Genomic DNA, 21,286 nt, shown 5'->3' with positions numbered 1-21,286 from the left:
CATGTCACTGGTCAGTCATTGGGAACACGAGTACGACAAGGTCAAACTGCGCATTCACGGTTTGTTCACGCGCATGGAAATGGCCTGGATGAAGCTCATCAGCGAGCTGGAACCGCAGGAGTTTCAGGCGATCATCAAGCTGCTGCAGCGCGGTCACGATCAGGCGCAGTACGTGCTGAAAAACGGTGAGTTGCCGGGCGATGAGCCGGCGGTGCCATGGGAGTTGTCCCACGGGTTGTCGATCCTGCGTATCGGCAATGCCACGCCGCTGCCGCAATCGCCGGATCAACTGGCAACCCGCGTGTTGCAGGACGGCAGCCTGCTCGGCTGTCGCAAGTGGGAGTTGCTTGATCTGCTGTGGAGCGAGGCATTGCTCAAGTGGATTGAAAACCTGCGCCATCACGCGACCTTCGGCACTGACCCGGCGGTGGTGCAGATGGAGCGTGACGTGACCCTGGCGATTGCCGGCGACTGGGGCACCGGCCCCTTTAACAGTCATGCACCGGCGGTTTCAGTGGCCAACCAGATGCAACTGGCCCAGGCCGATTTCACCATCCATCTGGGCGACGTCTACTACGCCGGCAGCCATTCGCAGGAAGACGTCGACATGGCCGGTTGGCCGATGGGCAGCCACGGCTCGTTCACCCTCAACTCCAATCACGAGATGTACAGCGGCGCCCACGGCTATTTCAAGGAACTGGCCAAGCGCTTTCCGGGGCAGCAGGGCACCAGTTATTTCGCCTTGATCAACGACGACTGGCTGGTGGTCGGGCTGGATTCGGCGTATGCCTCGGACGCGATGAACCTGTACATGGACGGCACGCTCAACGAGCCGCAGATCACCTGGATGAAAGCCCTGCCGAAACGCAAAAAGATCATGGTGCTCAGTCATCACCAAGGCTTCGATATTTCCGGACATCACCAGACCGCGCTGTATCAACCGGTGTGCGATGCCCTTGGGCGCGAGCCGGATTATTGGTACTGGGGGCATCTGCACAACGGCATCGTTTACGCACAGCAGGGCGGTTTGCACGCGCGCTGCGCCGGACACGGGGCGATTCCCTATGGCAATGCCAGCGAGCTGAACGGGCATTCGCGGGTGTTGTGGTCGGAGACGCAGGATGCCAACGACCCGGCGTATCCGCTGCGGGTGTTGAATGGCTACGCGAAAATCAGGTTGGTGGGGGAGGATATTTTTGAGGAGTTTATTGGTGAGGATGGCAGTGTGAGGTGGTCATCCAAGTAACGCGGTGAATGTGATGACGTCATCGCGAGCAGGCTCACTCCTACAATTGGAATGCGTTCCCCTGTAGGAGTGAGCCTGCTCGCGAAGCTTTTGCCTTTGATCTTAGCCCTGGACTGGTACGCCCTTGAGGTACGGCGCAGGTTCCGCCCCAAGGTTGCTCAGCATCCGCTCGCTGTACCAGTCGACAAAGTTGACCACGCCAAACTCGTAAGTCTTGGAGTACGGCCCAGGCTGATAAGCCGTGGAGTTGATCCCGCGCTGGTTTTCTTCGGCCAGACGCCGGTCCTGATCGTTGGTCGCGTCCCACACCTGGCGCATGCGTTCGACGTCGTAATCCACGCCTTCGACGGCGTCCTTGTGCACCAGCCATTTGGTGGTGACCATGGTTTCCTGGGCGCTGATCGGCCACACGGTGAACACGATGATGTGGTCGCCCATGCAGTGGTTCCACGAATGCGGCAGGTGCAGGATGCGCATCGAGCCGAGATCGGGGTTCTTGATCCGGCCCATCAGTTTGGCGCAGCCCTGTTTGCCGTCCAGGGTCATCGACACAGTGCCTTTGAGCAGCGGCATGCGCACGATGCGGTTGCGCAGGCCGAAACTGGCGTGGGCGTAAGGGATCTTCTCGGCTTCCCAGGCAGCGGCGGAGGCGGCGACGTGATCCTTGAACGCCTGATCGGCGCGCGGGTCGGTGACGTCGTCCCATTCCAGCAGGGTTTTCAGCAGTTCCGGGTGCGACGCGTTGCAGTGGTAGCACTCGCGGTTGTTTTCCAGCACCAGTTTCCAGTTGGCCTTTTCCATCAAGGTGGTGGTGATCGCCACCTTGGTGTTCTCCATGTCGTACGGTTCCATGTAGTGGTTCAGCGTCGACAGGAAGTCATCGATGGCCGGCGGATTCTCTGCGAGGCTGATGAAGATGTAGCCGCCGGCAGTCTTCACGTTCACCGGTTTGAGGCCGTACTGCTTCATGTCGAAGTCGGCGCCCATCTCGGTGCCGGCGAACAGCAGGCGCCCGTCCAGTTCGTAGGTCCACTGGTGATAGTGGCAGACCAGTTTGGCGACCTTGCCCTTTTCACTGGTGCACAGGCGCGAGCCACGGTGGCGGCAGACGTTATGGAAGGCATGCACCACACCTTCGGCGCCACGAATGACGATGATCGGGTTCTTGCCGACCTGCAGGGTCAGGTAGTTGCCCTTGGCCGGGATCTCGCAGGTCATGCCGGCGATCAACCACTCTTTCTGGAAGATCTCCTGCATGTCGATATCGAACAGGCGTTCGTCGCTGTAGAACGGCTGCGGCAGCGAAAAGGTGCGCTCGCGCTCCTGCAGCATCTGTGCGGTGGCCTTGCGTGCGGGTTCCAGCGGATCGCCCAGGCTGATTTTTGCGGTGACGTCCATCGATGTATTCCTCAAGGCCATCTGCGTGGCCGCGAAAGTGGCTGATCAGGGTTGCTACGCAAGGTGTAAAGAATTCGTCTTGGTGTGGGGCGAGTGTGGGGCCGGCGCTGCCCGGAACCTTATCCATGGGCGACATGGTGCAATCTGTTCCCGACGCGCAACCCCCGGCGGTTGGGGGCTGGTCGCGATAAGTATGCCGATGTCGCGGATAGGTAAACGGGCGGTTCACGCTATACGCAGAATCGCCACATGAAGGCCGACAGTCGGCCGTGGAGAACAGCATGTCCAACAGCTTCCTGAATCCGGTCACCACCCAGACCTGGGCCAATGGCCGACACATCGTCCGTTGCGTCAAAGTCATCCAGGAAACCTGGGATGTGCGCACCTTCTGTTTCATGGCCGATCAGCCGATCCTGTTCTTCTTCAAGCCCGGGCAGTTCGTGACCCTGGAGCTGGAAATCGACGGCCAGCCGATCATGCGCTCGTACACCATTTCCAGTTCGCCGTCGGTGCCTTACAGCTTCTCGGTGACCATCAAGCGCGTGCCGGGCGGCAAGGTGTCCAACTGGCTGCACGACACTCTGCATGAAGGCCAGGAGCTAGCGGTGCACGGCCCGGTCGGGCTGTTCAACGCCATCGACTTCCCGAGCCCGAAAGTCCTGTATCTCAGTGGCGGCGTGGGGATCACCCCGTGCATGTCGATGGCGCGCTGGTTCTACGATACCAACGCCAACGTCGACATGACCTTTATCCACAGCGCGCGCTCGCCGAAAGACATCATTTACCACCGCGAGCTGGAACACATGGCGTCGCGGATCGACAACTTCAGCCTGCACCTGATCTGCGAGAAACACGGGCTGGGCGAGCCGTGGGCCGGTTATCGCGGCTACCTCAATCACAAGATGCTCGAACTGATGGTGCCGGACTTCCTCGAGCGCGAAGTGTTCTGCTGCGGCCCGACGCCGTACATGAACGCGGTCAAGCGCCTGCTGGAAGTGGCCGGTTACGACATGTCGCGTTATCACGAGGAGTCCTTCGGTGCCACGCCGCCGGAAGCTCGTGCCGATGCGGTGGAGCAAGCCGAGCAGGCAGCCGATGCGCCGGAAATCGATGCGGCGGATCTGCATCAGGTCGAATTCACCGCCTCCGGCAAGAGCATTCGCGTGGCCCCGGGCGAAACCGTGCACGCAGCGGCGGCCAAGCTTGGCCTGATGATTCCGAAAGCCTGCGGCATGGGGATTTGCGGGACGTGCAAGGTGATGAAACTGGGGGGCGAGGTGGAGATGGAGCACAACGGCGGGATTACCGAGGACGACGAGGCCGAGGGTTACATTCTGTCGTGCTGCAGCGTGCCGAAGGGCGACGTGCGTATCGAGTTCTAAGGCTTTGCACAGGCCCAAATGTGGGAGCGGGCTTGCTCGCGAAAGCGCCGGATCAGTCGGCATATGTGTTGAATGACACACCGCTTTCGCGAGCAAGCCCGCTCCCACAGGGGGAATGTATTTCAGTCGATAAACAGGTCGGGCATCAACGCCGCGTCGCTTTCTCGATCAAAGCGATATTGACCGAACTCAGTCACACCGCTCTCGCGCAAAATTTCCTCATCAATCAACAACCGCCCGCTGATCTTCCGTCCGCTGCTGCTCAGAATCACATGCGCCGCATCCGCCATGATCGCCGGCGTGCGCGCCTGCTTGAACGACTCGCGGTTGCCCAGCTGAAATTCGATGGCGGCGGTGGCGATCATCGTCTGCGGCCACAGTGAGTTGACGCTGATGCCGTAACTGGCGAACTCCTCGCTCATCCCGATCGTCAGCATGCTCATACCGTACTTGGTCACGGTGTAGGGGCTGAACTGGGCGAACCACTTGTTCGCCAGGTTCAGTGGCGGAGACAGATTGAGGATGTGTCCGGCGGATTTCTTCAGATAGGGCAGAGCGGCCTGGCTGCACAGCAGCACCGCGCGGGTGTTGATCTGGTGCATCAGGTCGAAACGCTTGAGTTCGATGTGCTGCACACCGGTGAGCTTGATCGCCCCGGCGTTATTGACCAGCGCATCAATGCCGCCGAAATGTTCGTTGGCTTTGGCCAGCGCACTGCGCACCGCGTCTTCATCACGCACATCGACTTGCAGGGCCAATGCCTTGCCGCCAGCGGCTTCGACTTCCTTGGCTACGCTGTGGATGGTGCCGGGCAGTTTGGGATGGGCTTCGGCGCTTTTGGCCGCAATCACGATATTGGCCCCGTCTTTCGCGGCCCGCAGCGCAATCTCACGCCCGATGCCACGGCTGGCGCCAGTGATGAACAGGGTTTTGCCTTGTAGCGACATGCCGATGCTCCTGCTTATTGTTATGTGAGCGGAGGCTCGACAAACAATGTAGACCAAGCAGCTGTCGCGATAGGGGCGGCGAAGTAAACTTGTGGCGAGGGAGCTTGCTCCCGCTCGGCTGCGCAGCAGTCGTAAACCCAGGCAATGCGGTTTGTCTGACGAACCGCCTACTCAGGTTTTGGGGGCTGCTACGCAGCCCAGCGGGAGCAAGCTCCCTCGCCACAGGGAAGCAACTCGTTACAGGAGTTCATTTGCCAAGGAATCAGGCGGACATGACTTCGCGAATGTCGCGGGCCAGTTCGCGTACGCGTTCTTCTTCGGTGTCCCACGAGCACATGAAGCGTGCGCCGCCCTTGCCGATGAAGGTGTAGAAGCGCCAGTTTTTCGCGGTCAGCGCGGCGATGGCCGGTTCCGAGAGTTGCAGGAACACGCCGTTGGCCTGCACCGGGAACATCAGTTCCACGCCGGGGATGTCGCTGACCAGTTCGGCCAGCAGTTGTGCGCAGTGGTTGGCGTGGCGGGCGTATTTGAGCCAGGCGTCGTTTTCGAGGATGCCGACCCACGGTGCCGAGAGGAAGCGCATTTTCGACGCCAGTTGCCCGGCCTGTTTGCAGCGGTAATCGAAGTCTTCGGCCAGTTTGTGGTTGAAGAACAGGATCGCTTCACCCACCGCCATGCCGTTCTTGGTGCCGCCGAAGCACAGCACATCGACGCCGGCCTTCCAGGTCAGATCGGCCGGCGAGCAGCCAAGGAATGCGCAGGCGTTGGAGAAACGCGCGCCGTCCATGTGCAGGTGCAGGCCCAGCTCTTTGCAGGTGGCGCTGATGGCGCGGACTTCTTCCGGGGTGTAGACGCTGCCGACCTCAGTGGCCTGGGTCAGGGTCACCACGCGCGGTTTCGGGTAGTGGATGTCCTGGCGCTTGAGCGCGACTTCGCGGATCGACTGCGGGGTGATCTTGCCGTTTTCGGTGCCGGCGATCAGCAGTTTCGAGCCGTTGGAGAAGAATTCCGGGGCGCCGCATTCGTCGGTTTCGACGTGGGCGGTTTCCGAGCAGATCACGCTGTGGTAACTCTGGCACAGCGACGACAACGCCAGCGAGTTGGCGGCGGTGCCGTTGAAGGCGAAAAACACTTCGCAGTCGGTTTCGAACAGCTTGCGGAAATGATCGGCCGCGCGTGCGGTCCATTCATCGTCGCCATAGGCGCGCTGGTGGCCGTGGTTGGCCTGTTCCATGGCGGCCCAGGCTTCAGGGCAGATACCGGAGTAGTTGTCGCTGGCGAATTGTTGGCTCTTGTCGGTCATGGCCGGCTTCCGTGGTCGAGACTCTTGTGAAGGCTCGTGGTCAATGAGGGTGCGCACTTTACCGAAGATCTTCCGGGGAGCACACGGGATGTCGCTGTCAGAAAATTACCAGTTTGTTACCCGATTATGCACGTGACTAAACGCGACGGCGCGCTGGATCTGCTCAAGTGGCTGGCGCTGCTGAGCATGCTGCTCGATCACCTGCGATATGTCGGGATCAGCGCCGATTGGCTGTATGTGCCGGGGCGTCTGGCGTTCCCGTGGTTCTGTCTGGCGATGGCGGCGAACCTGTCCCGGGCCGGTGCGCAGAAGACCGAGTGGCGCTATCTGGGCTGGCTGCTGTTGTTCAGTGCGGTCAGTGAGATTCCGTACCGTTTGTACATTCCTGATCCCGACACCTTGAACGTGATGCCCACCCTGGCGCTGGGGTTGCTGGTGGTGCGGGGGTGGCAGGATTCCTCGATCACGTCGCGATTACTGGGTGTCGCTGCGCTGGTGCTGGCCGCTGTTTTTCCGGAGCGACTGATGTTCGGGTTCTTCGGCGTTCTGTTGCCGCTGGCGCTGCTGTTGGTGTTTCGCCGTCCGTGGTATTTCAGCCTGCTGCCGGGGCTGGTGTGTCTGGCGGGCAATCAGTGGCAGGTGCTGTATGAGTCGGCGAGGTTCGGCAGTAGCGTGGCCATACTTGGCATTGCCACCTGCCTGTTTGCGCCAATGCTCGGAATGTTCCTGTTGCGACATGGGCGACATCTCCAGCCACCGCCAATGCGGCGCTGGGCTTACGCCCTCTACCCCGCGCATTTCCTCCTATTGCTCGCCGTCCGCACGGCATACACCTGAGCCCTGTGGGAGCGGGCTTGCTCGCGAAAGCGGTGTGTCAGGCGGCATTGATGTCGACTGACACGGCCTCTTCGCGAGCAAGCCCGCTCCCACAGAGGATCTCCGCAGTTTTGGATGATGTGTCCGACCAGCCTTTTCCGGCCATGTCGTAAACGCACCTTTGCGTGGCGTCCGTAGGCATTTGAGCTGTCTGTACCGGTCATACCATCGCATCAAAGGGCACTGCCTTGATTGCCAGTGCCTTACCGAGACGAATGGCGCACAGATGCCGCTGGGAGAGACGCGATGTTCAGCAAGCAAGACCAGATCCAGGGTTACGACGATGCACTGCTGGCGGCGATGAATGCCGAGGAGCAACGTCAGGAAGATCACATCGAACTGATCGCGTCGGAGAACTACACCAGCAAGCGCGTCATGCAAGCGCAAGGCAGCGGCCTGACCAACAAATACGCCGAAGGTTATCCGGGCAAGCGCTACTACGGCGGCTGCGAGCATGTGGATAAAGTCGAAGCACTGGCCATCGAACGCGCCAAGCAACTGTTCGGTGCCGATTACGCCAACGTCCAGCCGCACTCCGGTTCCTCGGCCAACAGCGCGGTGTACCTGGCGCTGATCCAGCCGGGCGATACCATCCTCGGCATGAGCCTGGCCCACGGCGGTCACCTGACCCACGGTGCCAAAGTGTCGTCCTCGGGCAAGCTGTACAACGCGGTGCAGTACGGGATCAACACCGACACTGGGCTGATCGATTACGACGAAGTCGAGCGTCTCGCCGTCGAGTGCAAGCCGAAGATGATCGTTGCCGGGTTCTCCGCTTACTCCAAAACTCTGGACTTCCCGCGTTTCCGCCAGATCGCCGACAAGGTTGGCGCGCTGCTGTTTGTCGACATGGCTCACGTGGCCGGTCTGGTCGCTGCTGGCCTGTACCCGAATCCGCTGCCGTACGCCGACGTGGTCACCACCACCACCCACAAAACCCTGCGCGGTCCACGTGGCGGCCTGATCCTGGCCAAGTCCAACGAAGAGATCGAGAAGAAGCTCAACGCTGCCGTATTCCCCGGCGCTCAGGGTGGCCCGCTGATGCACGTCATCGCCGGTAAAGCCGTGTGCTTCAAGGAAGCGCTGGAGCCCGGCTTCAAGGCCTATCAGCAACAAGTGATCGACAACGCTCAAGCGATGGCCAGCGTGTTTATCAAACGTGGCTACGATGTAGTGTCCGGCGGTACCGACAACCACCTGTTCTTGGTCAGCCTGATCCGTCAGGGCCTGACCGGCAAAGATGCTGACGCTGCCCTTGGCCGTGCGCACATCACCGTCAACAAGAACGCCGTGCCGAACGACCCGCAGTCGCCGTTCGTGACCTCGGGCCTGCGCATCGGCACCCCGGCCGTCACCACGCGTGGCTTCAAGGTCGCCCAGTGCGAAGTGCTGGCCGGCTGGATCTGCGACATCCTCGACAACCTCGGTGACGCCGACGTTGAAGCGAATGTGGCCAAGAACGTCGCGGCACTGTGCGCCGACTACCCGGTTTATCGCTGAGCGGTTTGGAGTAAATGACTATGCAACGCTATTCGGGCTTCGGCCTCTTCAAACACTCCCTCAGCCACCACGAAAACTGGCAGCGCATGTGGCGCACGCCGACGCCGAAGAAGGTCTACGACGTGGTCATCGTTGGCGGCGGCGGGCACGGTCTGGCGACCGCCTACTATCTGGCGAAAGAGCACGGCATCACCAACGTGGCCGTGGTCGAAAAGGGCTGGCTGGGCGGCGGCAACACCGCGCGCAACACCACCATCGTGCGTTCCAACTACCTGTGGGACGAGTCGGCGCACCTGTACGAACACGCGATGAAATTGTGGGAAGGCCTGTCGCAGGATCTCAACTACAACGTGATGTTCTCCCAGCGCGGTGTCTACAACCTGTGCCACACCCTGCAGGACATCCGTGATTCCGAGCGTCGGGTCAGTGCCAACCGCCTCAATGGCGTTGATGGCGAACTGCTCAACGCCAAGCAAGTGGCCGACGAGATTCCGTACCTCGACTGCTCGAAAAACACCCGCTACCCGGTGATGGGCGCGACTGTTCAGCGTCGTGGTGGCGTCGCTCGTCACGATGCCGTGGCCTGGGGCTTTGCCCGTGCCGCCGATGCCTTGGGCGTGGACTTGATCCAGCAGACCGAAGTGATCGGTTTCCGCAAGGAAAACGGCGTGTGCATCGGCGTCGAAACCAACAAGGGTTTCATCGGTGCCAAGCGTGTCGGTGTGGTCACCGCCGGTAACTCCGGGCACATGGCCAAGCTCGCCGGTTTCCGTCTGCCGATCGAGTCTCACCCGCTGCAAGCGCTGGTGTCCGAGCCGATCAAACCGATTATCGACAGCGTGATCATGTCCAACGCCGTGCACGGATACATCAGCCAGTCCGACAAGGGCGACCTGGTGATCGGTGCCGGTATCGACGGCTACAACGGCTACGGCCAGCGCGGTTCGTACCCGGTGATCGAGCACACCATTCAAGCGATCGTCGAGATGTTCCCGGTGCTGTCGCGGGTGCGCATGAACCGCCAGTGGGGCGGCATCGTCGACACCACGCCGGACGCCTGCCCGATCATTTCGAAAACCCCGGTACCGAACATGTTCTTCAACTGCGGTTGGGGTACTGGTGGCTTCAAGGCGACTCCTGGCTCGGGCAACGTGTTTGCCGCGAGTCTGGCCAAGGGTGAAATGCACCCATTGGCTGCACCTTTCTCCATCGACCGTTTCCACAACGGTGCGTTGATCGATGAACACGGCGCTGCTGCGGTTGCCCACTAACAGGAGAAATCCCCATGTTGCATATCTTCTGTCCTCACTGCGGCGAACTGCGCTCCGAAGAGGAATTCCACGCATCCGGGCAGGCGCACATCCCGCGTCCGCTGGATCCGAACGCCTGCACCGATGAAGAGTGGGGCGATTACATGTTCTTCCGCGACAACCCGCGTGGTCTGCACCACGAGCTGTGGGATCACGTCGCCGGTTGCCGCCAGTACTTCAACGTCACCCGCGACACCGTGACCTACGAGATTCTCGAAACCTACAAGATCGGCACCAAGCCGCAATTCACCGACAAGGCTGATGGCGCGAAAACAGCCACGACGGCGCTGGGAGAGAAGGTATGAGCCAGACCAATCGCCTGTCCAACGGTGGACGGATCGACCGCAACAAAGTGCTGAGCTTCACCTTCAACGGTCAGAGCTACAAAGGCTTCGAGGGCGACTCGCTGGCCTCGGCACTGATCGCCAACGGCGTCGACATCATCGGCCGCAGCTTCAAGTATTCGCGTCCTCGCGGGATCTTCGCCGCCGGTGCCGAAGAGCCGAACGCCGTGCTGCAGATCGGTGCCACTGAAGCCACGCAAATCCCCAACGTGCGCGCCACGCAACAGGCGCTCTACCAAGGCCTGGTCGCCACCAGCACCAACGGCTGGCCGAGCGTCAACAACGACATGATGGGGATTCTCGGCAAGGTCGGCGGCAAGCTGATGCCGCCGGGTTTCTACTACAAAACCTTCATGTACCCGCAATCGTTCTGGATGACGTACGAGAAGTACATTCGCAAGGCTGCCGGCCTCGGCCGTTCGCCGACCGAAGTCGATCCGGACACCTACGACTACATGAACCAGCACTGTGACGTGCTGATCGTCGGCGCCGGCCCTGCCGGTCTGGCGGCTGCCCTGGCGGCTGCGCGCAGCGGTGCGCGGGTGATCCTCGCCGATGAGCAGGAAGAGTTCGGCGGCAGCCTGCTCGATTCCCGCGAAAGCCTCGACGGCAAACCGGCGATGGAGTGGGTGGCCAGCGTCATTGCTGAACTGAAGAACACTCCGGACGTGCTGCTGTTGCCGCGCGCCACGGTCAACGGTTACCACGACCACAACTTCCTGACCATTCACGAACGCCTCACCGATCACCTCGGTGACCGTGCGCCAATCGGTCAGGTGCGTCAGCGCATCCACCGGGTTCGCGCCAAGCGTGTAGTGCTGGCGACCGGCGCCCATGAGCGTCCGCTGGTCTACGGCAACAACGACGTGCCGGGCAACATGCTTGCCGGTGCGGTCTCGACTTACGTGCGCCGTTATGGCGTGGCGCCGGGCAAAAAACTTGTCCTGACCACCAACAACGATCACGCCTACCGCGTGGCGCTGGACTGGCTCGACGCCAGCCTGCACGTGGTGGCCATCGCCGATGCACGGAGCAATCCGCGTGGTGCGCTGGTGGAAGAAGCCCGCGCCAAAGGCATTCGCATCCTCACCGGCAGCGCCGTGATCGAGGCCCGTGGCAGCAAGCGCGTCACCGCTGCCCGCGTCGCCGCGATCGATGTCAAAGCGCACACCGTGACCAGCCCGGGCGAATGGCTCGACTGCGACGTGATCGCCAGTTCCGGCGGTTACAGCCCTGTCGTGCACCTGGCTTCGCACCTCGGTGGCAAGCCGATCTGGCGCGAAGACATCCTCGGTTTCGTACCGGGCGAAGCACCGCAGAAACGTGTGTGCGTAGGTGGCATCAACGGTGTTTACGGTCTCGGTGATTCGCTGGCCGATGGTTTTGAAGGTGGCGCACGCGCTGCCAGTGAAGCCGGTTTCGCGGTGGTCGAAGGCACGCTGCCAAAAGCGCTGAGCCGTCTCGAAGAAGCGACCCTGGCGCTGTTCCAGGTGCCGCACGAGAAGGGCACCTCGCGTGCGCCGAAGCAATTCGTCGACCTGCAGAACGACGTCACCGCCGCCGCCATCGAACTGGCGACCCGCGAAGGTTTCGAGTCGGTCGAACACGTCAAACGCTACACCGCGCTGGGCTTCGGCACCGATCAGGGCAAGCTCGGCAACGTCAACGGCCTGGCCATCGCCGCCCGTTCGCTGAACGTGACCATCCCGCAGATGGGTACCACGATGTTCCGTCCCAACTACACGCCGGTAACGTTCGGCGCCGTGGCCGGTCGTCACTGCGGGCACATCTTCGAGCCGGTGCGCTACACCGCGCTGCATCAATGGCACCTGAAAAACGGCGCCGAGTTTGAAGACGTCGGCCAGTGGAAACGTCCATGGTACTTCCCGAAAAACGGTGAAGACATGCACGCTGCGGTGAAGCGTGAATGCAAAGCCGTGCGCGACAGCGTCGGCCTGCTCGACGCCTCGACCCTGGGCAAGATCGACATTCAAGGCCCGGATGCCCGCGAGTTCCTCAACCGCGTGTACACCAACGCCTGGACCAAGCTCGACGTGGGCAAGGCGCGTTATGGCTTGATGTGCAAAGAAGACGGCATGGTCTTCGACGACGGTGTGACGGCGTGTCTGGCGGACAACCATTTCGTCATGACCACCACCACTGGCGGCGCGGCGCGCGTGCTGCAATGGCTGGAGCTGTACCACCAGACCGAATGGCCAGAGATGAAGGTCTACTTCACCTCGGTCACCGACCACTGGGCGACCATGACCCTGTCCGGGCCGAACAGCCGCAAGCTGCTGAGCGCCGTGACTGACATTGATCTGAGCAACGAAGCCTTCCCGTTCATGACCTGGAAAGAAGGTCTGGTCGGCGACGTGCCGGCGCGGGTGTTCCGCATCTCGTTCACCGGTGAGCTGTCGTACGAAGTCAACGTGCAGGCCGACTACGCGATGGGCGTGCTGGAGAAAATCGTCGAGGCCGGCAAGCAGTACAACCTGACGCCGTACGGCACTGAAACCATGCACGTCCTGCGCGCCGAGAAAGGTTTCATCATCGTCGGTCAGGACACTGACGGCTCGATGACCCCGGACGACCTGAACATGGGCTGGTGCGTCGGTCGCACCAAACCGTTCTCGTGGATCGGCCAGCGCGGCATGAACCGTGAAGACTGCGTGAAGGATCAGCGCAAGCAACTGGTGGGCCTGAAGCCGATCGATCCGAACGTCTGGCTGCCGGAAGGTGCGCAACTGGTGTTCAACACCAAGCAGGCGATCCCGATGACCATGGTCGGCCACGTGACCTCCAGCTACGCGCACAACTCCCTCGGCTATTCGTTTGCCATGGGCGTGGTCAAGGGCGGTCTGAAGCGCATGGGCGAGCGGGTGTTTGCACCGCTGGCCGATGGCAGCGTGATCGAGGCGGAGATTGTTTCTTCGGTGTTCTTCGATCCGAAGGGGGATCGGCAGAACATTTGATGGTTCGGCTCCTGTGGAGTGCAGTCGCACCGCGGTGACTTCATCGCGAGCAAGCTCACTCCTACAGGTGATCGCGTACCCCTTGTAGGAGTGAGCCTGCTCGCGATAGCGGTAGATCTGCTTGCAAAGGGCTCAAGTCAGAATTCAGGAAGGTGCTTTATGACCACAGCCAATGTTTACCAGCAACGCCCGACCACCGGGGCCCGTGCCGAGTCGTCGCTGCACCATGCCGACCTCGCCAGCCTGGTCGGCAAGGGTCGCAAGAACGCCGGCGTCATCGTGCGTGAAAAGAAACTTCTCGGTCACCTGACCATTCGTGGTGATGGCCATGACGCCGCGTTTGCCGCCGGCGTACACAAGGCTCTCGGTATCGAATTGCCGGGCGCCCTGAGCGTGATCGTCAAAGGTGAAACCAGCCTGCAATGGATGGGGCCGGACGAGTGGCTGCTGATCGTGCCAAGCGGTGAAGAATTCGCTGCCGAGCAGAAACTGCGCGAAGCGCTGGGCGACCTGCACATCGCGATCGTCAACGTCAGCGGCGGCCAGCAAGTGCTCGAACTGAGCGGGCCGAACGTGCGTCAGGTGCTGATGAAATCCACCAGCTACGACGTGCACCCCAACAACTTCCCGGTCGGCAAAGCGGTGGGCACGGTATTCGCCAAGTCGCAGCTGATGATCCGCCACACCGCCGAAGACACCTGGGAACTGCTGATCCGTCGCAGCTTTTCGGACTACTGGTGGTTGTGGTTGCAGGATGCGTCGGCCGAGTACGGCCTCAGCGTTCAGGCGTAACACTAAGTGGTTGCCGCGATTGCTTCTTGTGGCGAGGGAGCTTGCTCCCGCTCGGCTGCGAAGCAGTCGCAAAAAACTGCGAGCGCATTCGTTCTGGAAGAACGCGGTTGCTGATTTTAGGGTCGCTTCGCAACCCAGCGGGAGCAAGCTCCCTCGCCACAGAACTCATTCGCCACAGAGTTCACTCTGCTCACAGATGTTGAAACAGGAGTCACCGCACCATGAGCCGCGCCCCAGACACATGGATTCTGACCGCCGACTGCCCCAGCGTACTCGGCACGGTGGACGCGGTGACGCGTTTTCTGTTCGAGCAGGGTTGCTACGTCACCGAGCACCACTCGTTCGATGACCGGCTCTCGGGTCGTTTCTTCATTCGCGTGGAATTCCGTCAGCCCGACGGCTTCGACGAACAGTCCTTCCGCGCCGGCCTCGCCGAGCGCGGAGAGGCATTCGGCATGGTCTTCGAGCTGACCGCGCCGAACTACCGGCCGAAAGTGGTGATCATGGTCTCCAAGGCCGATCACTGCCTCAACGATTTGCTCTACCGCCAGCGCATCGGCCAGTTGTCGATGGACGTGGCGGCGGTGGTGTCCAACCATCCGGACCTCAAGCCGCTGGCCGACTGGCACCAGATTCCCTACTACCATTTCCCCCTCGACCCCAACGACAAGCCGGCGCAAGAGCGTCAGGTGTGGCAGGTGATCGAGGAGGCCGGCGCCGAACTGGTGATCCTCGCCCGCTACATGCAGGTGTTGTCGCCGGAGCTGTGCCGCAAGCTCGATGGCAAGGCGATCAACATTCATCACTCGCTGCTGCCGGGGTTCAAGGGCGCCAAGCCGTATCACCAGGCCTACAACAAGGGCGTAAAGCTGGTCGGCGCCACGGCGCATTACATCAACAACGATCTCGATGAGGGGCCGATTATTGCCCAGGGTGTCGAGGCGGTGGATCACAGTCACTATCCGGAAGACCTGATCGCCAAGGGGCGGGATATCGAAGGGCTGACCCTGGCCCGGGCGGTTGGTTATCACATCGAAAGAAGGGTGTTTTTGAACGCCAATCGCACGGTCGTTCTTTAGATCGCTTTCGCGAGCAAGCCCGCTCCCACAAGGGATTTGTGTTGAAACACAGGTCTCTGTCACACCCAAGATCAACTGTGGGAGCGGGCTTGCTCGCGAAGAGGCCATAACTGACAACGCAAAACCAACAAGCAATAACCCGAGCACTTAACGCGCTGCCTGCCTGGGCAACGCGGTTCCATAAAAACAACAGCGAGGTGAAAGCATGTCTGGCAATCGTGGTGTGGTGTATCTCGGCGCTGGCAAGGTCGAAGTACAGAAAATCGACTATCCGAAAATGCAGGACCCGCGCGGCAGGAAGATCGAGCATGGGGTGATCCTGCGTGTGGTGTCCACCAACATCTGTGGCTCCGACCAGCACATGGTGCGCGGCCGCACCACGGCGCAGACCGGTCTGGTGCTGGGCCACGAAATCACCGGCGAAGTGATCGAAAAGGGTTCCGACGTCGAGAACCTGAAGATCGGCGACCTGGTTTCCGTACCGTTCAACGTGGCTTGCGGGCGCTGCCGTTCCTGCAAGGAGCAGCACACCGGCGTCTGCCTGACCGTCAACCCGGCTCGTGCCGGCGGTGCCTACGGTTATGTCGACATGGGTGACTGGACCGGCGGCCAGGCAGAGTACGTGCTGGTGCCGTACGCCGACTTCAACCTGCTGAAGCTGCCGGATCGCGACAAGGCCATGGAGAAAATCCGCGACCTGACCTGCCTTTCCGACATTCTGCCGACCGGCTATCACGGCGCAGTGACGGCGGGCGTTGGCCCGGGCAGTACCGTCTACATCGCTGGCGCCGGCCCGGTCGGTCTGGCCGCTGCGGCCTCGGCGCGTCTGCTGGGGGCGGCGGTGGTGATCATCGGCGACGTCAACACCATCCGCCTGGCGCACGCCAAGGCCCAGGGTTTTGAAGTGGTCGACCTGTCCAAGGACACGCCGCTGCACGAACAGATCGCCGCGCTGCTGGGCGAACCGGAAGTCGATTGCGCGGTGGACTGCGTGGGCTTCGAAGCGCGCGGCCACGGCCATGACGGGGTGAAAGCCGAAGCCCCGGCTACCGTGCTCAACTCGCTGATGGGCGTGGTGCGTGTGGCCGGCAAGATCGGTATTCCGGGCTTGTACGTGACCGAGGATCCAGGTGCCGTGGACGCCGCCGCGAAAATGGGCAGCCTGAGCATCCGCTTCGGCCTGGGCTGGGCCAAATCCCACAGCTTCCACACCGGCCAGACCCCGGTGATGAAGTACAACCGCCAACTGATGCAGGCGATCATGTGGGATCGCATCAACATCGCCGAAGTGGTCGGCGTGCAAGTCATCAGCCTCGACCAGGCGCCGGAAGGCTACGGCGAGTTCGATGCCGGTGTGCCGAAGAAGTTTGTGATCGATCCGCATCGGTTGTTCAGTGCGGCGTAAGTAAAATAAGGGCGACCCAAGGGTCGCCCTTCTTACGTCAAAAGATCAAAAGATCGCAGCCTTCGGCAGCTCCTGCAGGGATCGGTGTAGGAACTGCCGAAGGCTGCGATCTTTTGGCTCTGGCAATTAGAGGGCTGCCACAGCACCCTGATAAAGACTAAATGGATGCGCCGGCGAGGAACATGCCGGCCGAAACCCGGTCAAACCGGCAGTTTTGCCGCTCATCGTCGGGCGGTTACCACAGTGCAAGAGGATGTCTGAATGAAGATTTCACGCGGTATTGCCTTGGCTTCACTGATGACCCTTGCAGCGAGCCCGGTGTTTGCCGGCTTCAGTCTGGATGATGTGACCAAAGCGGCTGCAAGCATGCAGGGCGGTAACGCCGCGACCGCTGCCGCGCCGACCTCGGAAACAGCTGGTTTGCTGCAAGCCGTGACCGGTCTCGGTGTGACGCCTCAGCAAGCCGTCGGTGGTACCAGCGCCATGCTCGGCCTGGCCAAGAACCAGTTGAGCGGCACCGATTATTCGCAGTTGGCCAAGGAAGTGCCGGGCATCGACAAGCTGTCGGGCGGCGCTGGCAACCTGGCGGCGCTGAGTGGTTTGCTGGGCTCGTCGGGCAAGTCGGCCGGGCTGGAAAACGCCCTGGGCAACGTCAAGGACACCAACGACCTGAACAATGCCTTCGGCGCTTTGGGCATGGACAGCGGCATGGTCGGTCAGTTTGCCCCGGTGCTGCTCAAGTACCTGGGTGACCAAGGCGTCGGCGGCCCGCTGCTGCAGAGCCTGGGCAGCATCTGGGGCGCCGGCACCGGTAGCTGATTCAGCTGCGCTCGCCGCGCAGTTCGCTGAGGCGCTGATCCTTCTCGGTCCAGAGCTGGTTGACCCAGTTCTGGACCTGCTGGCGAAATACCGGATCGTTCTCGTAATCGCCCTGCGACAGCGCCGGGTCGAGTTCGCGGGTCTGGATGTCGACAATCACCCGCGGCACGCTACCGCTGATCAGATCCCAGAATCCCGGAATCTTCTGCTGTGGATAAACCACAGTCACGTCGAGCAGCGCATCCAGCTGTTCTCCCATCGCCGCCAGAACAAACGCCACGCCACCTGCCTTGGGTTTGAGCAGATGCTTGAACGGTGACTGCTGCTGCGCGCTTTTCGCGGCGGTGTAGCGGGTGCCTTCCAGATAATTGACCACCGTCACCGGCTGGCGCTTGAACAGCTCGCAGGCCTGTCGGGTGATTTCCAGATCTTTGCCCGCCAGCTCCGGGTGCCTGGCCAGGAACGCTTTGCTGTAGCGCTTCATGAACGGGTAATCCAGCGCCCACCACGCCAGACCGAGGAAAGGCACCCAGATCAGTTCTTTCTTGAGGAAGAACTTGAAGAACGGTGTGCGCCGGTTGAGGGTCTGGATCAGCGCCGGGATGTCGACCCACGACTGGTGGTTGCTGATCACCAGATACGAGGTGTCACCACGCAGGTCTGCGCCGCCGCGAATATCCCATTGGGTAGGAATGCACAGACGAAAGATCAGCTTGTCGATCTCGGCCCAGGTCTCGGCGATCCACATCACTGCCCCCGATGCGTAATCACGCCAGCGCCCCGGTGCGACCAGTTTGAGCAGGGCAAAGACCAGCAACGGCCCGATCAGGATCAGGGTGTTGAGCAACAGCAGCAGGGTGACGAAACAGCCGGTGAGCAGGCGGCGCATAAGCAACTCTATGACGTTGGATGGGCGCGCCATGATAAGTGGCTTCGGGCGACAGGCCAAATCGATGGTGACGAATGTTTCACCTTTGGCTGGCTATGCTGGAGCTGATTACCGTGTTGGCAGGGCTGGCCTCTTCGCGAGCAAGCCCGCTCCCACAGTGGATCTTCAGTGTGCATGCCATCTCCAACAGATCCCGGATCCCCTGTGGGAGCGGGCTTGCTCGCGAAGGCGGACTCAAGCGAACCAATTGCTCGCCGGCTGTCTAAAATCTCGCGTCTGACGCCCTCATTTTCCAAGGAAGCCCCTTACGTGAAATCCCTCCTTGCACTGTTTGCCCTCGTCGCCCTGCCGGTCATGGCCGCCGAGCCGACCCTGTACGGGCGTTATGAATACATCGCACTGCCGGAAATCGGTGGTGAGGTGCTCAAGGCCAAGATGGACACCGGCGCGCTGACCGCCTCGCTGTCGGCCAAGGACATCGAGACCTTCACCCGCGACGGCGAAAACTGGGTGCGTTTCCGCCTCGGCACCAAGGACGCCAGCAACAAGGTCTACGAGCACAAGATCGCGCGGATCAGCAAGATCAAAAGCCGCTCGGATGAAGAAGACGAGGGCGATAGCACCGAAGTCGCCAAGCGCCCGGTGGTCGATCTGGAGCTGTGCCTGGGCAACGTCAAGCGCACCGTTGAGGTCAACCTGACCGACCGCAGCAACTTCAACTACCCGCTGCTGATCGGTGCCAAAGCCCTGCGCGAGTTCGGCGCGGCAGTGAACCCGGCGCGGCGTTTCACCGCCGACAAGCCGGACTGCTAAGTGGTCTCATTGACGTAACGTCAGGCTTGGGGCACCGTTCGCGCACTTAACCCACGGGCTCGGACGCCATGCCTCATATCCTGATTGTCGAAGACGAAGCGGCGATTGCCGACACGCTGATTTTTGCCCTGCAGGGCGAGGGGTTCGCTACCACGTGGCTGAGCCTCGGCGCGGCGGCGCTGGAGTTTCAACGGCAGACCCCGGCTGACTTGATCATTCTCGATATCGGCCTGCCGGACATCAGCGGTTTCGAAACCTGCAAACAGCTGCGGCGCTTCAGTGAAGTGCCGGTGCTGTTCCTCAGTGCCCGGGACGCCGAGATCGACCGGGTGGTGGGGCTGGAGATCGGCGCCGACGATTACGTGGTCAAGCCGTTCAGCCCACGGGAAGTTGCGGCGCGGGTACGGGCGATTCTCAAGCGTATGGCGCCACGACCTGTGGTTGAAGCGTCCTCGGCACTGTTTCGCATCGACCCCGAGCGCGTGCTGATCACCTACCGCGGCCAGCCATTGAGCCTGACCCGCCACGAATTCCGTCTGCTGCAATGCCTGCTCGAACAACCGCAGCGAGTCTTCAGTCGCGAGCAATTGCTCGACGCACTGGGGGTGGCCGCCGACGCCGGCTACGAGCGCAGCATCGACAGCCACATCAAAAGCGTGCGCGCCAAACTGCGCCTGGTGCGGGCCGACGCCGAGCCGATCCAGACCCATCGCGGCCTCGGCTACAGCTACAGCCCGGGGCACAGCTGATGTCGCTGGGGCTGCGGATTTTTCTGGTGTATGTGCTGTTTGTCGGCCTGACCGGTTACTTCGTGCTCAACACGGTGATGGAAGAAATCCGCCCGGGCGTGCGCCAGTCCACCGAAGAAACCCTGGTCGACACCGCCAACCTGATGGCGGAAATCCTGCGTGATGATTTCAAGGCCGGCACGCTCAGCGAGAACCGCTGGCCCGAATTGCTGCGCGCGTATGGCGAGCGCCAGCCGCAGGCGACGATCTGGGGCTTGCCGAAAAATCAGGTCAACCACCGCATCTATGTCACCGACGCCAAAGGCATCGTGGTGCTGGACTCCAGCGGCGTGGCGGTGGGGCAGGATTACTCGCGCTGGAACGACGTTTACCTGACCTTGCGAGGTGAGTACGGCGCTCGTTCGAGCCGCAGCGATCCGAATGATGCGAACTCCTCGGTGATGCACGTTGGCGCGCCGATCCGCGACAACGGCCGGATCATCGGCGTGGTCACCGTGGCCAAACCCAACAGCTCCTTGCAGCCTTATGTCGATCGCACCGAGCGGCGCTTGCTGTTTTACGGCGCCGGACTGATCGGCCTCGGTCTGCTGTTCGGCGCTTTGCTGTCGTGGTGGCTGAGTCGTGCGCTGCACCGTTTGACCGGTTATGCGCAAGCGGTGAGCGAGGGGCGGCGGGTTGAAGTGCCGCACTACCGTGGCGGCGAACTGGAACAACTGGCCACAGCGGTGGAGCAGATGCGCACTCAACTGGAAGGTAAGGCCTACGTCGAGCGCTATGTGCACACCCTGACCCATGAATTGAAGAGTCCGCTGGCGGCAATTCGCGGTGCGGCGGAGTTGCTGCAGGGTGACATGCCAGCGATCCAGCGCCTGCGCTTTGTCGGCAACATCGACAGTGAAAGCGCGCGGATGCAGCAACTGATCGAGCGCCTGTTGAATCTGGCGCAAGTCGAGCAGCGCCAAGGTCTTGAGGAGCGCGTGGCGGTACCGCTGGCGACATTGGTTGATGAATTGTTGCGGGCGCAGGCCGCGCGCATCGAAGGCCGGCGGCTCAAGGTCGAGCAGACGATTGCGCCAGATCTTCTGCTGATCGGCGAGCCGTTTCTGCTGCGCCAGGCGTTGGGCAATCTGCTGGAGAATGCGCTGGATTTCACCCCGGTCGCCGGGTTGCTGCGCTTCAGTGCCGAACGTGTGGGGGAGCAGGTCGAGTTGCGCTTGTTCAACGAAGCGTCGGCGATTCCCGATTACGCCTTGCCACGCTTGAGTGAACGGTTCTACTCGCTGCCGCGCCCGGACAGTGGGCGCAAGAGCACCGGGCTGGGGCTGAACTTTGTTGAAGAAGTGGTGAAGTTGCATGGTGGGTCGATGCAGATTCGCAATGTCGAGAGCGGTGTGGAAGTGATATTGCGCCTGCCTTGAGACCGAGTCGCCGCCTTCGCGAGCAAGCTCGCTCCCACAAG

The 21,286-nt window shown here is 61.5% G+C and carries 18 protein-coding genes; 14 read left to right on the top strand and 4 right to left on the bottom strand.

What is annotated here, in order from left to right:
• Position 1 precedes the first annotated feature (1 nt).
• Positions 2-1,246: a metallophosphoesterase family protein gene (locus tag ACS4NR_RS19285; protein ID WP_456018090.1), complete on the top strand. Its 1,245-nt coding sequence runs from the start codon at positions 2-4 to the stop codon at positions 1,244-1,246.
• Positions 1,247-1,348: 102 nt separating this feature from the next.
• On the opposite strand, the gene gbcA is transcribed toward ACS4NR_RS19285, so the two are convergent.
• Entirely contained in the window at positions 1,349-2,644 is a 1,296-nt protein-coding gene (gene gbcA / locus ACS4NR_RS19280) for a glycine-betaine demethylase subunit GbcA (RefSeq protein WP_123588993.1), read from the bottom strand.
• 281 nt (positions 2,645-2,925) lie between these two features.
• Here gbcA and gbcB point away from each other — a divergent pair, with 281 nt between their 5' ends.
• Entirely contained in the window at positions 2,926-4,026 is a 1,101-nt protein-coding gene (gbcB, locus tag ACS4NR_RS19275; RefSeq protein WP_027610659.1) for a glycine-betaine demethylase subunit GbcB, read from the top strand.
• Positions 4,027-4,148: 122 nt separating this feature from the next.
• On the opposite strand, the gene ACS4NR_RS19270 is transcribed toward gbcB, so the two are convergent.
• On the bottom strand, positions 4,149-4,973 hold the full coding sequence (locus ACS4NR_RS19270; RefSeq protein ID WP_456018089.1) for an SDR family oxidoreductase: 825 nt from the start codon (positions 4,971-4,973) through the stop codon (positions 4,149-4,151).
• Positions 4,974-5,235: 262 nt separating this feature from the next.
• Positions 5,236-6,276, bottom strand: a complete 1,041-nt coding sequence (locus tag ACS4NR_RS19265) for a threonine aldolase family protein (RefSeq protein WP_016772826.1) — start codon at positions 6,274-6,276, stop codon at positions 5,236-5,238.
• A gap of 126 nt (positions 6,277-6,402) precedes the next feature.
• On the opposite strand from ACS4NR_RS19265, the gene ACS4NR_RS19260 reads away from it, so the two are divergent.
• The 9 genes from ACS4NR_RS19260 to ACS4NR_RS19220 all read left to right on the top strand — a co-directional run bounded on the left by ACS4NR_RS19260 (position 6,403) and on the right by ACS4NR_RS19220 (position 17,376).
• Positions 6,403-7,113 (top strand): TraX family protein, encoded by a 711-nt coding sequence (locus ACS4NR_RS19260; RefSeq protein ID WP_456018088.1) that lies wholly within the window; start codon positions 6,403-6,405, stop codon positions 7,111-7,113.
• Between the two features lie 285 nt (positions 7,114-7,398).
• On the top strand, positions 7,399-8,652 hold the full coding sequence (glyA, locus tag ACS4NR_RS19255; protein ID WP_007962601.1) for a serine hydroxymethyltransferase: 1,254 nt from the start codon (positions 7,399-7,401) through the stop codon (positions 8,650-8,652).
• A 20-nt stretch (positions 8,653-8,672) separates the two neighbouring features.
• Positions 8,673-9,923, top strand: a complete 1,251-nt coding sequence (locus tag ACS4NR_RS19250; RefSeq protein WP_003206307.1) for a sarcosine oxidase subunit beta — start codon at positions 8,673-8,675, stop codon at positions 9,921-9,923.
• Positions 9,924-9,937: 14 nt separating this feature from the next.
• Entirely contained in the window at positions 9,938-10,267 is a 330-nt protein-coding gene (locus ACS4NR_RS19245; protein WP_456018087.1) for a sarcosine oxidase subunit delta, read from the top strand.
• The gene (locus tag ACS4NR_RS19240; RefSeq protein WP_456018086.1) at positions 10,264-13,281 is read left to right on the top strand and encodes a sarcosine oxidase subunit alpha; all 3,018 of its coding nucleotides are present in this window, start codon (positions 10,264-10,266) and stop codon (positions 13,279-13,281) included. The genes ACS4NR_RS19245 and ACS4NR_RS19240 overlap by 4 nt, the downstream gene beginning before the upstream one ends.
• Positions 13,282-13,440: 159 nt before the next feature.
• Complete coding sequence (locus tag ACS4NR_RS19235) at positions 13,441-14,073, top strand: sarcosine oxidase subunit gamma (RefSeq protein ID WP_034155013.1); 633 nt, start codon at positions 13,441-13,443, stop codon at positions 14,071-14,073.
• A gap of 221 nt (positions 14,074-14,294) precedes the next feature.
• The gene (gene purU, locus ACS4NR_RS19230; RefSeq protein WP_115986013.1) at positions 14,295-15,152 is read left to right on the top strand and encodes a formyltetrahydrofolate deformylase; all 858 of its coding nucleotides are present in this window, start codon (positions 14,295-14,297) and stop codon (positions 15,150-15,152) included.
• Positions 15,153-15,357: 205 nt separating this feature from the next.
• Complete coding sequence (gene fdhA, locus ACS4NR_RS19225; RefSeq protein ID WP_027610665.1) at positions 15,358-16,557, top strand: formaldehyde dehydrogenase, glutathione-independent; 1,200 nt, start codon at positions 15,358-15,360, stop codon at positions 16,555-16,557.
• Positions 16,558-16,818: 261 nt separating this feature from the next.
• The gene (locus ACS4NR_RS19220; protein WP_456018085.1) at positions 16,819-17,376 is read left to right on the top strand and encodes a DUF2780 domain-containing protein; all 558 of its coding nucleotides are present in this window, start codon (positions 16,819-16,821) and stop codon (positions 17,374-17,376) included.
• Position 17,377: 1 nt separating this feature from the next.
• Here the strand turns inward: ACS4NR_RS19220 and ACS4NR_RS19215 are convergent, their stop codons facing one another.
• On the bottom strand, positions 17,378-18,265 hold the full coding sequence (locus tag ACS4NR_RS19215; RefSeq protein WP_456018084.1) for an acyltransferase: 888 nt from the start codon (positions 18,263-18,265) through the stop codon (positions 17,378-17,380).
• Positions 18,266-18,574: 309 nt separating this feature from the next.
• Here ACS4NR_RS19215 and rloA2 point away from each other — a divergent pair, with 309 nt between their 5' ends.
• From rloA2 to creC, 3 genes are all read left to right on the top strand, one after another.
• Complete coding sequence (gene rloA2, locus ACS4NR_RS19210) at positions 18,575-19,078, top strand: retropepsin-like aspartic peptidase RloA2 (protein WP_041069928.1); 504 nt, start codon at positions 18,575-18,577, stop codon at positions 19,076-19,078.
• A gap of 68 nt (positions 19,079-19,146) precedes the next feature.
• Positions 19,147-19,827, top strand: a complete 681-nt coding sequence (gene creB, locus ACS4NR_RS19205; protein ID WP_115986019.1) for a two-component system response regulator CreB — start codon at positions 19,147-19,149, stop codon at positions 19,825-19,827.
• The gene (gene creC, locus ACS4NR_RS19200; RefSeq protein ID WP_456018083.1) at positions 19,827-21,245 is read left to right on the top strand and encodes a two-component system sensor histidine kinase CreC; all 1,419 of its coding nucleotides are present in this window, start codon (positions 19,827-19,829) and stop codon (positions 21,243-21,245) included. Before creB ends, creC begins: the two co-directional genes overlap by 1 nt.
• Positions 21,246-21,286 lie beyond the last annotated feature (41 nt).

It is taken from the genome of Pseudomonas sp. JQ36 (assembly GCF_053851495.1).
This window is presented reverse-complemented; position numbering and strand designations above follow the sequence as displayed.

Coding starts and splice junctions, on each gene's coding strand:
- purU (WP_115986013.1), top strand. CDS start 14,295: ATGAGCCGCGCCCCAGACACATGGATTCTGACCGCCGACTGCCCCAGC.
- ACS4NR_RS19250 (WP_003206307.1), top strand. CDS start 8,673: ATGCAACGCTATTCGGGCTTCGGCCTCTTCAAACACTCCCTCAGCCAC.
- ACS4NR_RS19265 (WP_016772826.1), bottom strand. CDS start 6,276: ATGACCGACAAGAGCCAACAATTCGCCAGCGACAACTACTCCGGTATC.
- creC (WP_456018083.1), top strand. CDS start 19,827: ATGTCGCTGGGGCTGCGGATTTTTCTGGTGTATGTGCTGTTTGTCGGC.
- ACS4NR_RS19285 (WP_456018090.1), top strand. CDS start 2: ATGTCACTGGTCAGTCATTGGGAACACGAGTACGACAAGGTCAAACTG.
- gbcA (WP_123588993.1), bottom strand. CDS start 2,644: ATGGACGTCACCGCAAAAATCAGCCTGGGCGATCCGCTGGAACCCGCA.
- ACS4NR_RS19220 (WP_456018085.1), top strand. CDS start 16,819: ATGAAGATTTCACGCGGTATTGCCTTGGCTTCACTGATGACCCTTGCA.
- ACS4NR_RS19235 (WP_034155013.1), top strand. CDS start 13,441: ATGACCACAGCCAATGTTTACCAGCAACGCCCGACCACCGGGGCCCGT.
- fdhA (WP_027610665.1), top strand. CDS start 15,358: ATGTCTGGCAATCGTGGTGTGGTGTATCTCGGCGCTGGCAAGGTCGAA.
- glyA (WP_007962601.1), top strand. CDS start 7,399: ATGTTCAGCAAGCAAGACCAGATCCAGGGTTACGACGATGCACTGCTG.
- gbcB (WP_027610659.1), top strand. CDS start 2,926: ATGTCCAACAGCTTCCTGAATCCGGTCACCACCCAGACCTGGGCCAAT.
- ACS4NR_RS19260 (WP_456018088.1), top strand. CDS start 6,403: ATGCACGTGACTAAACGCGACGGCGCGCTGGATCTGCTCAAGTGGCTG.
- ACS4NR_RS19245 (WP_456018087.1), top strand. CDS start 9,938: ATGTTGCATATCTTCTGTCCTCACTGCGGCGAACTGCGCTCCGAAGAG.
- ACS4NR_RS19240 (WP_456018086.1), top strand. CDS start 10,264: ATGAGCCAGACCAATCGCCTGTCCAACGGTGGACGGATCGACCGCAAC.
- creB (WP_115986019.1), top strand. CDS start 19,147: ATGCCTCATATCCTGATTGTCGAAGACGAAGCGGCGATTGCCGACACG.
- ACS4NR_RS19215 (WP_456018084.1), bottom strand. CDS start 18,265: ATGCGCCGCCTGCTCACCGGCTGTTTCGTCACCCTGCTGCTGTTGCTC.
- ACS4NR_RS19270 (WP_456018089.1), bottom strand. CDS start 4,973: ATGTCGCTACAAGGCAAAACCCTGTTCATCACTGGCGCCAGCCGTGGC.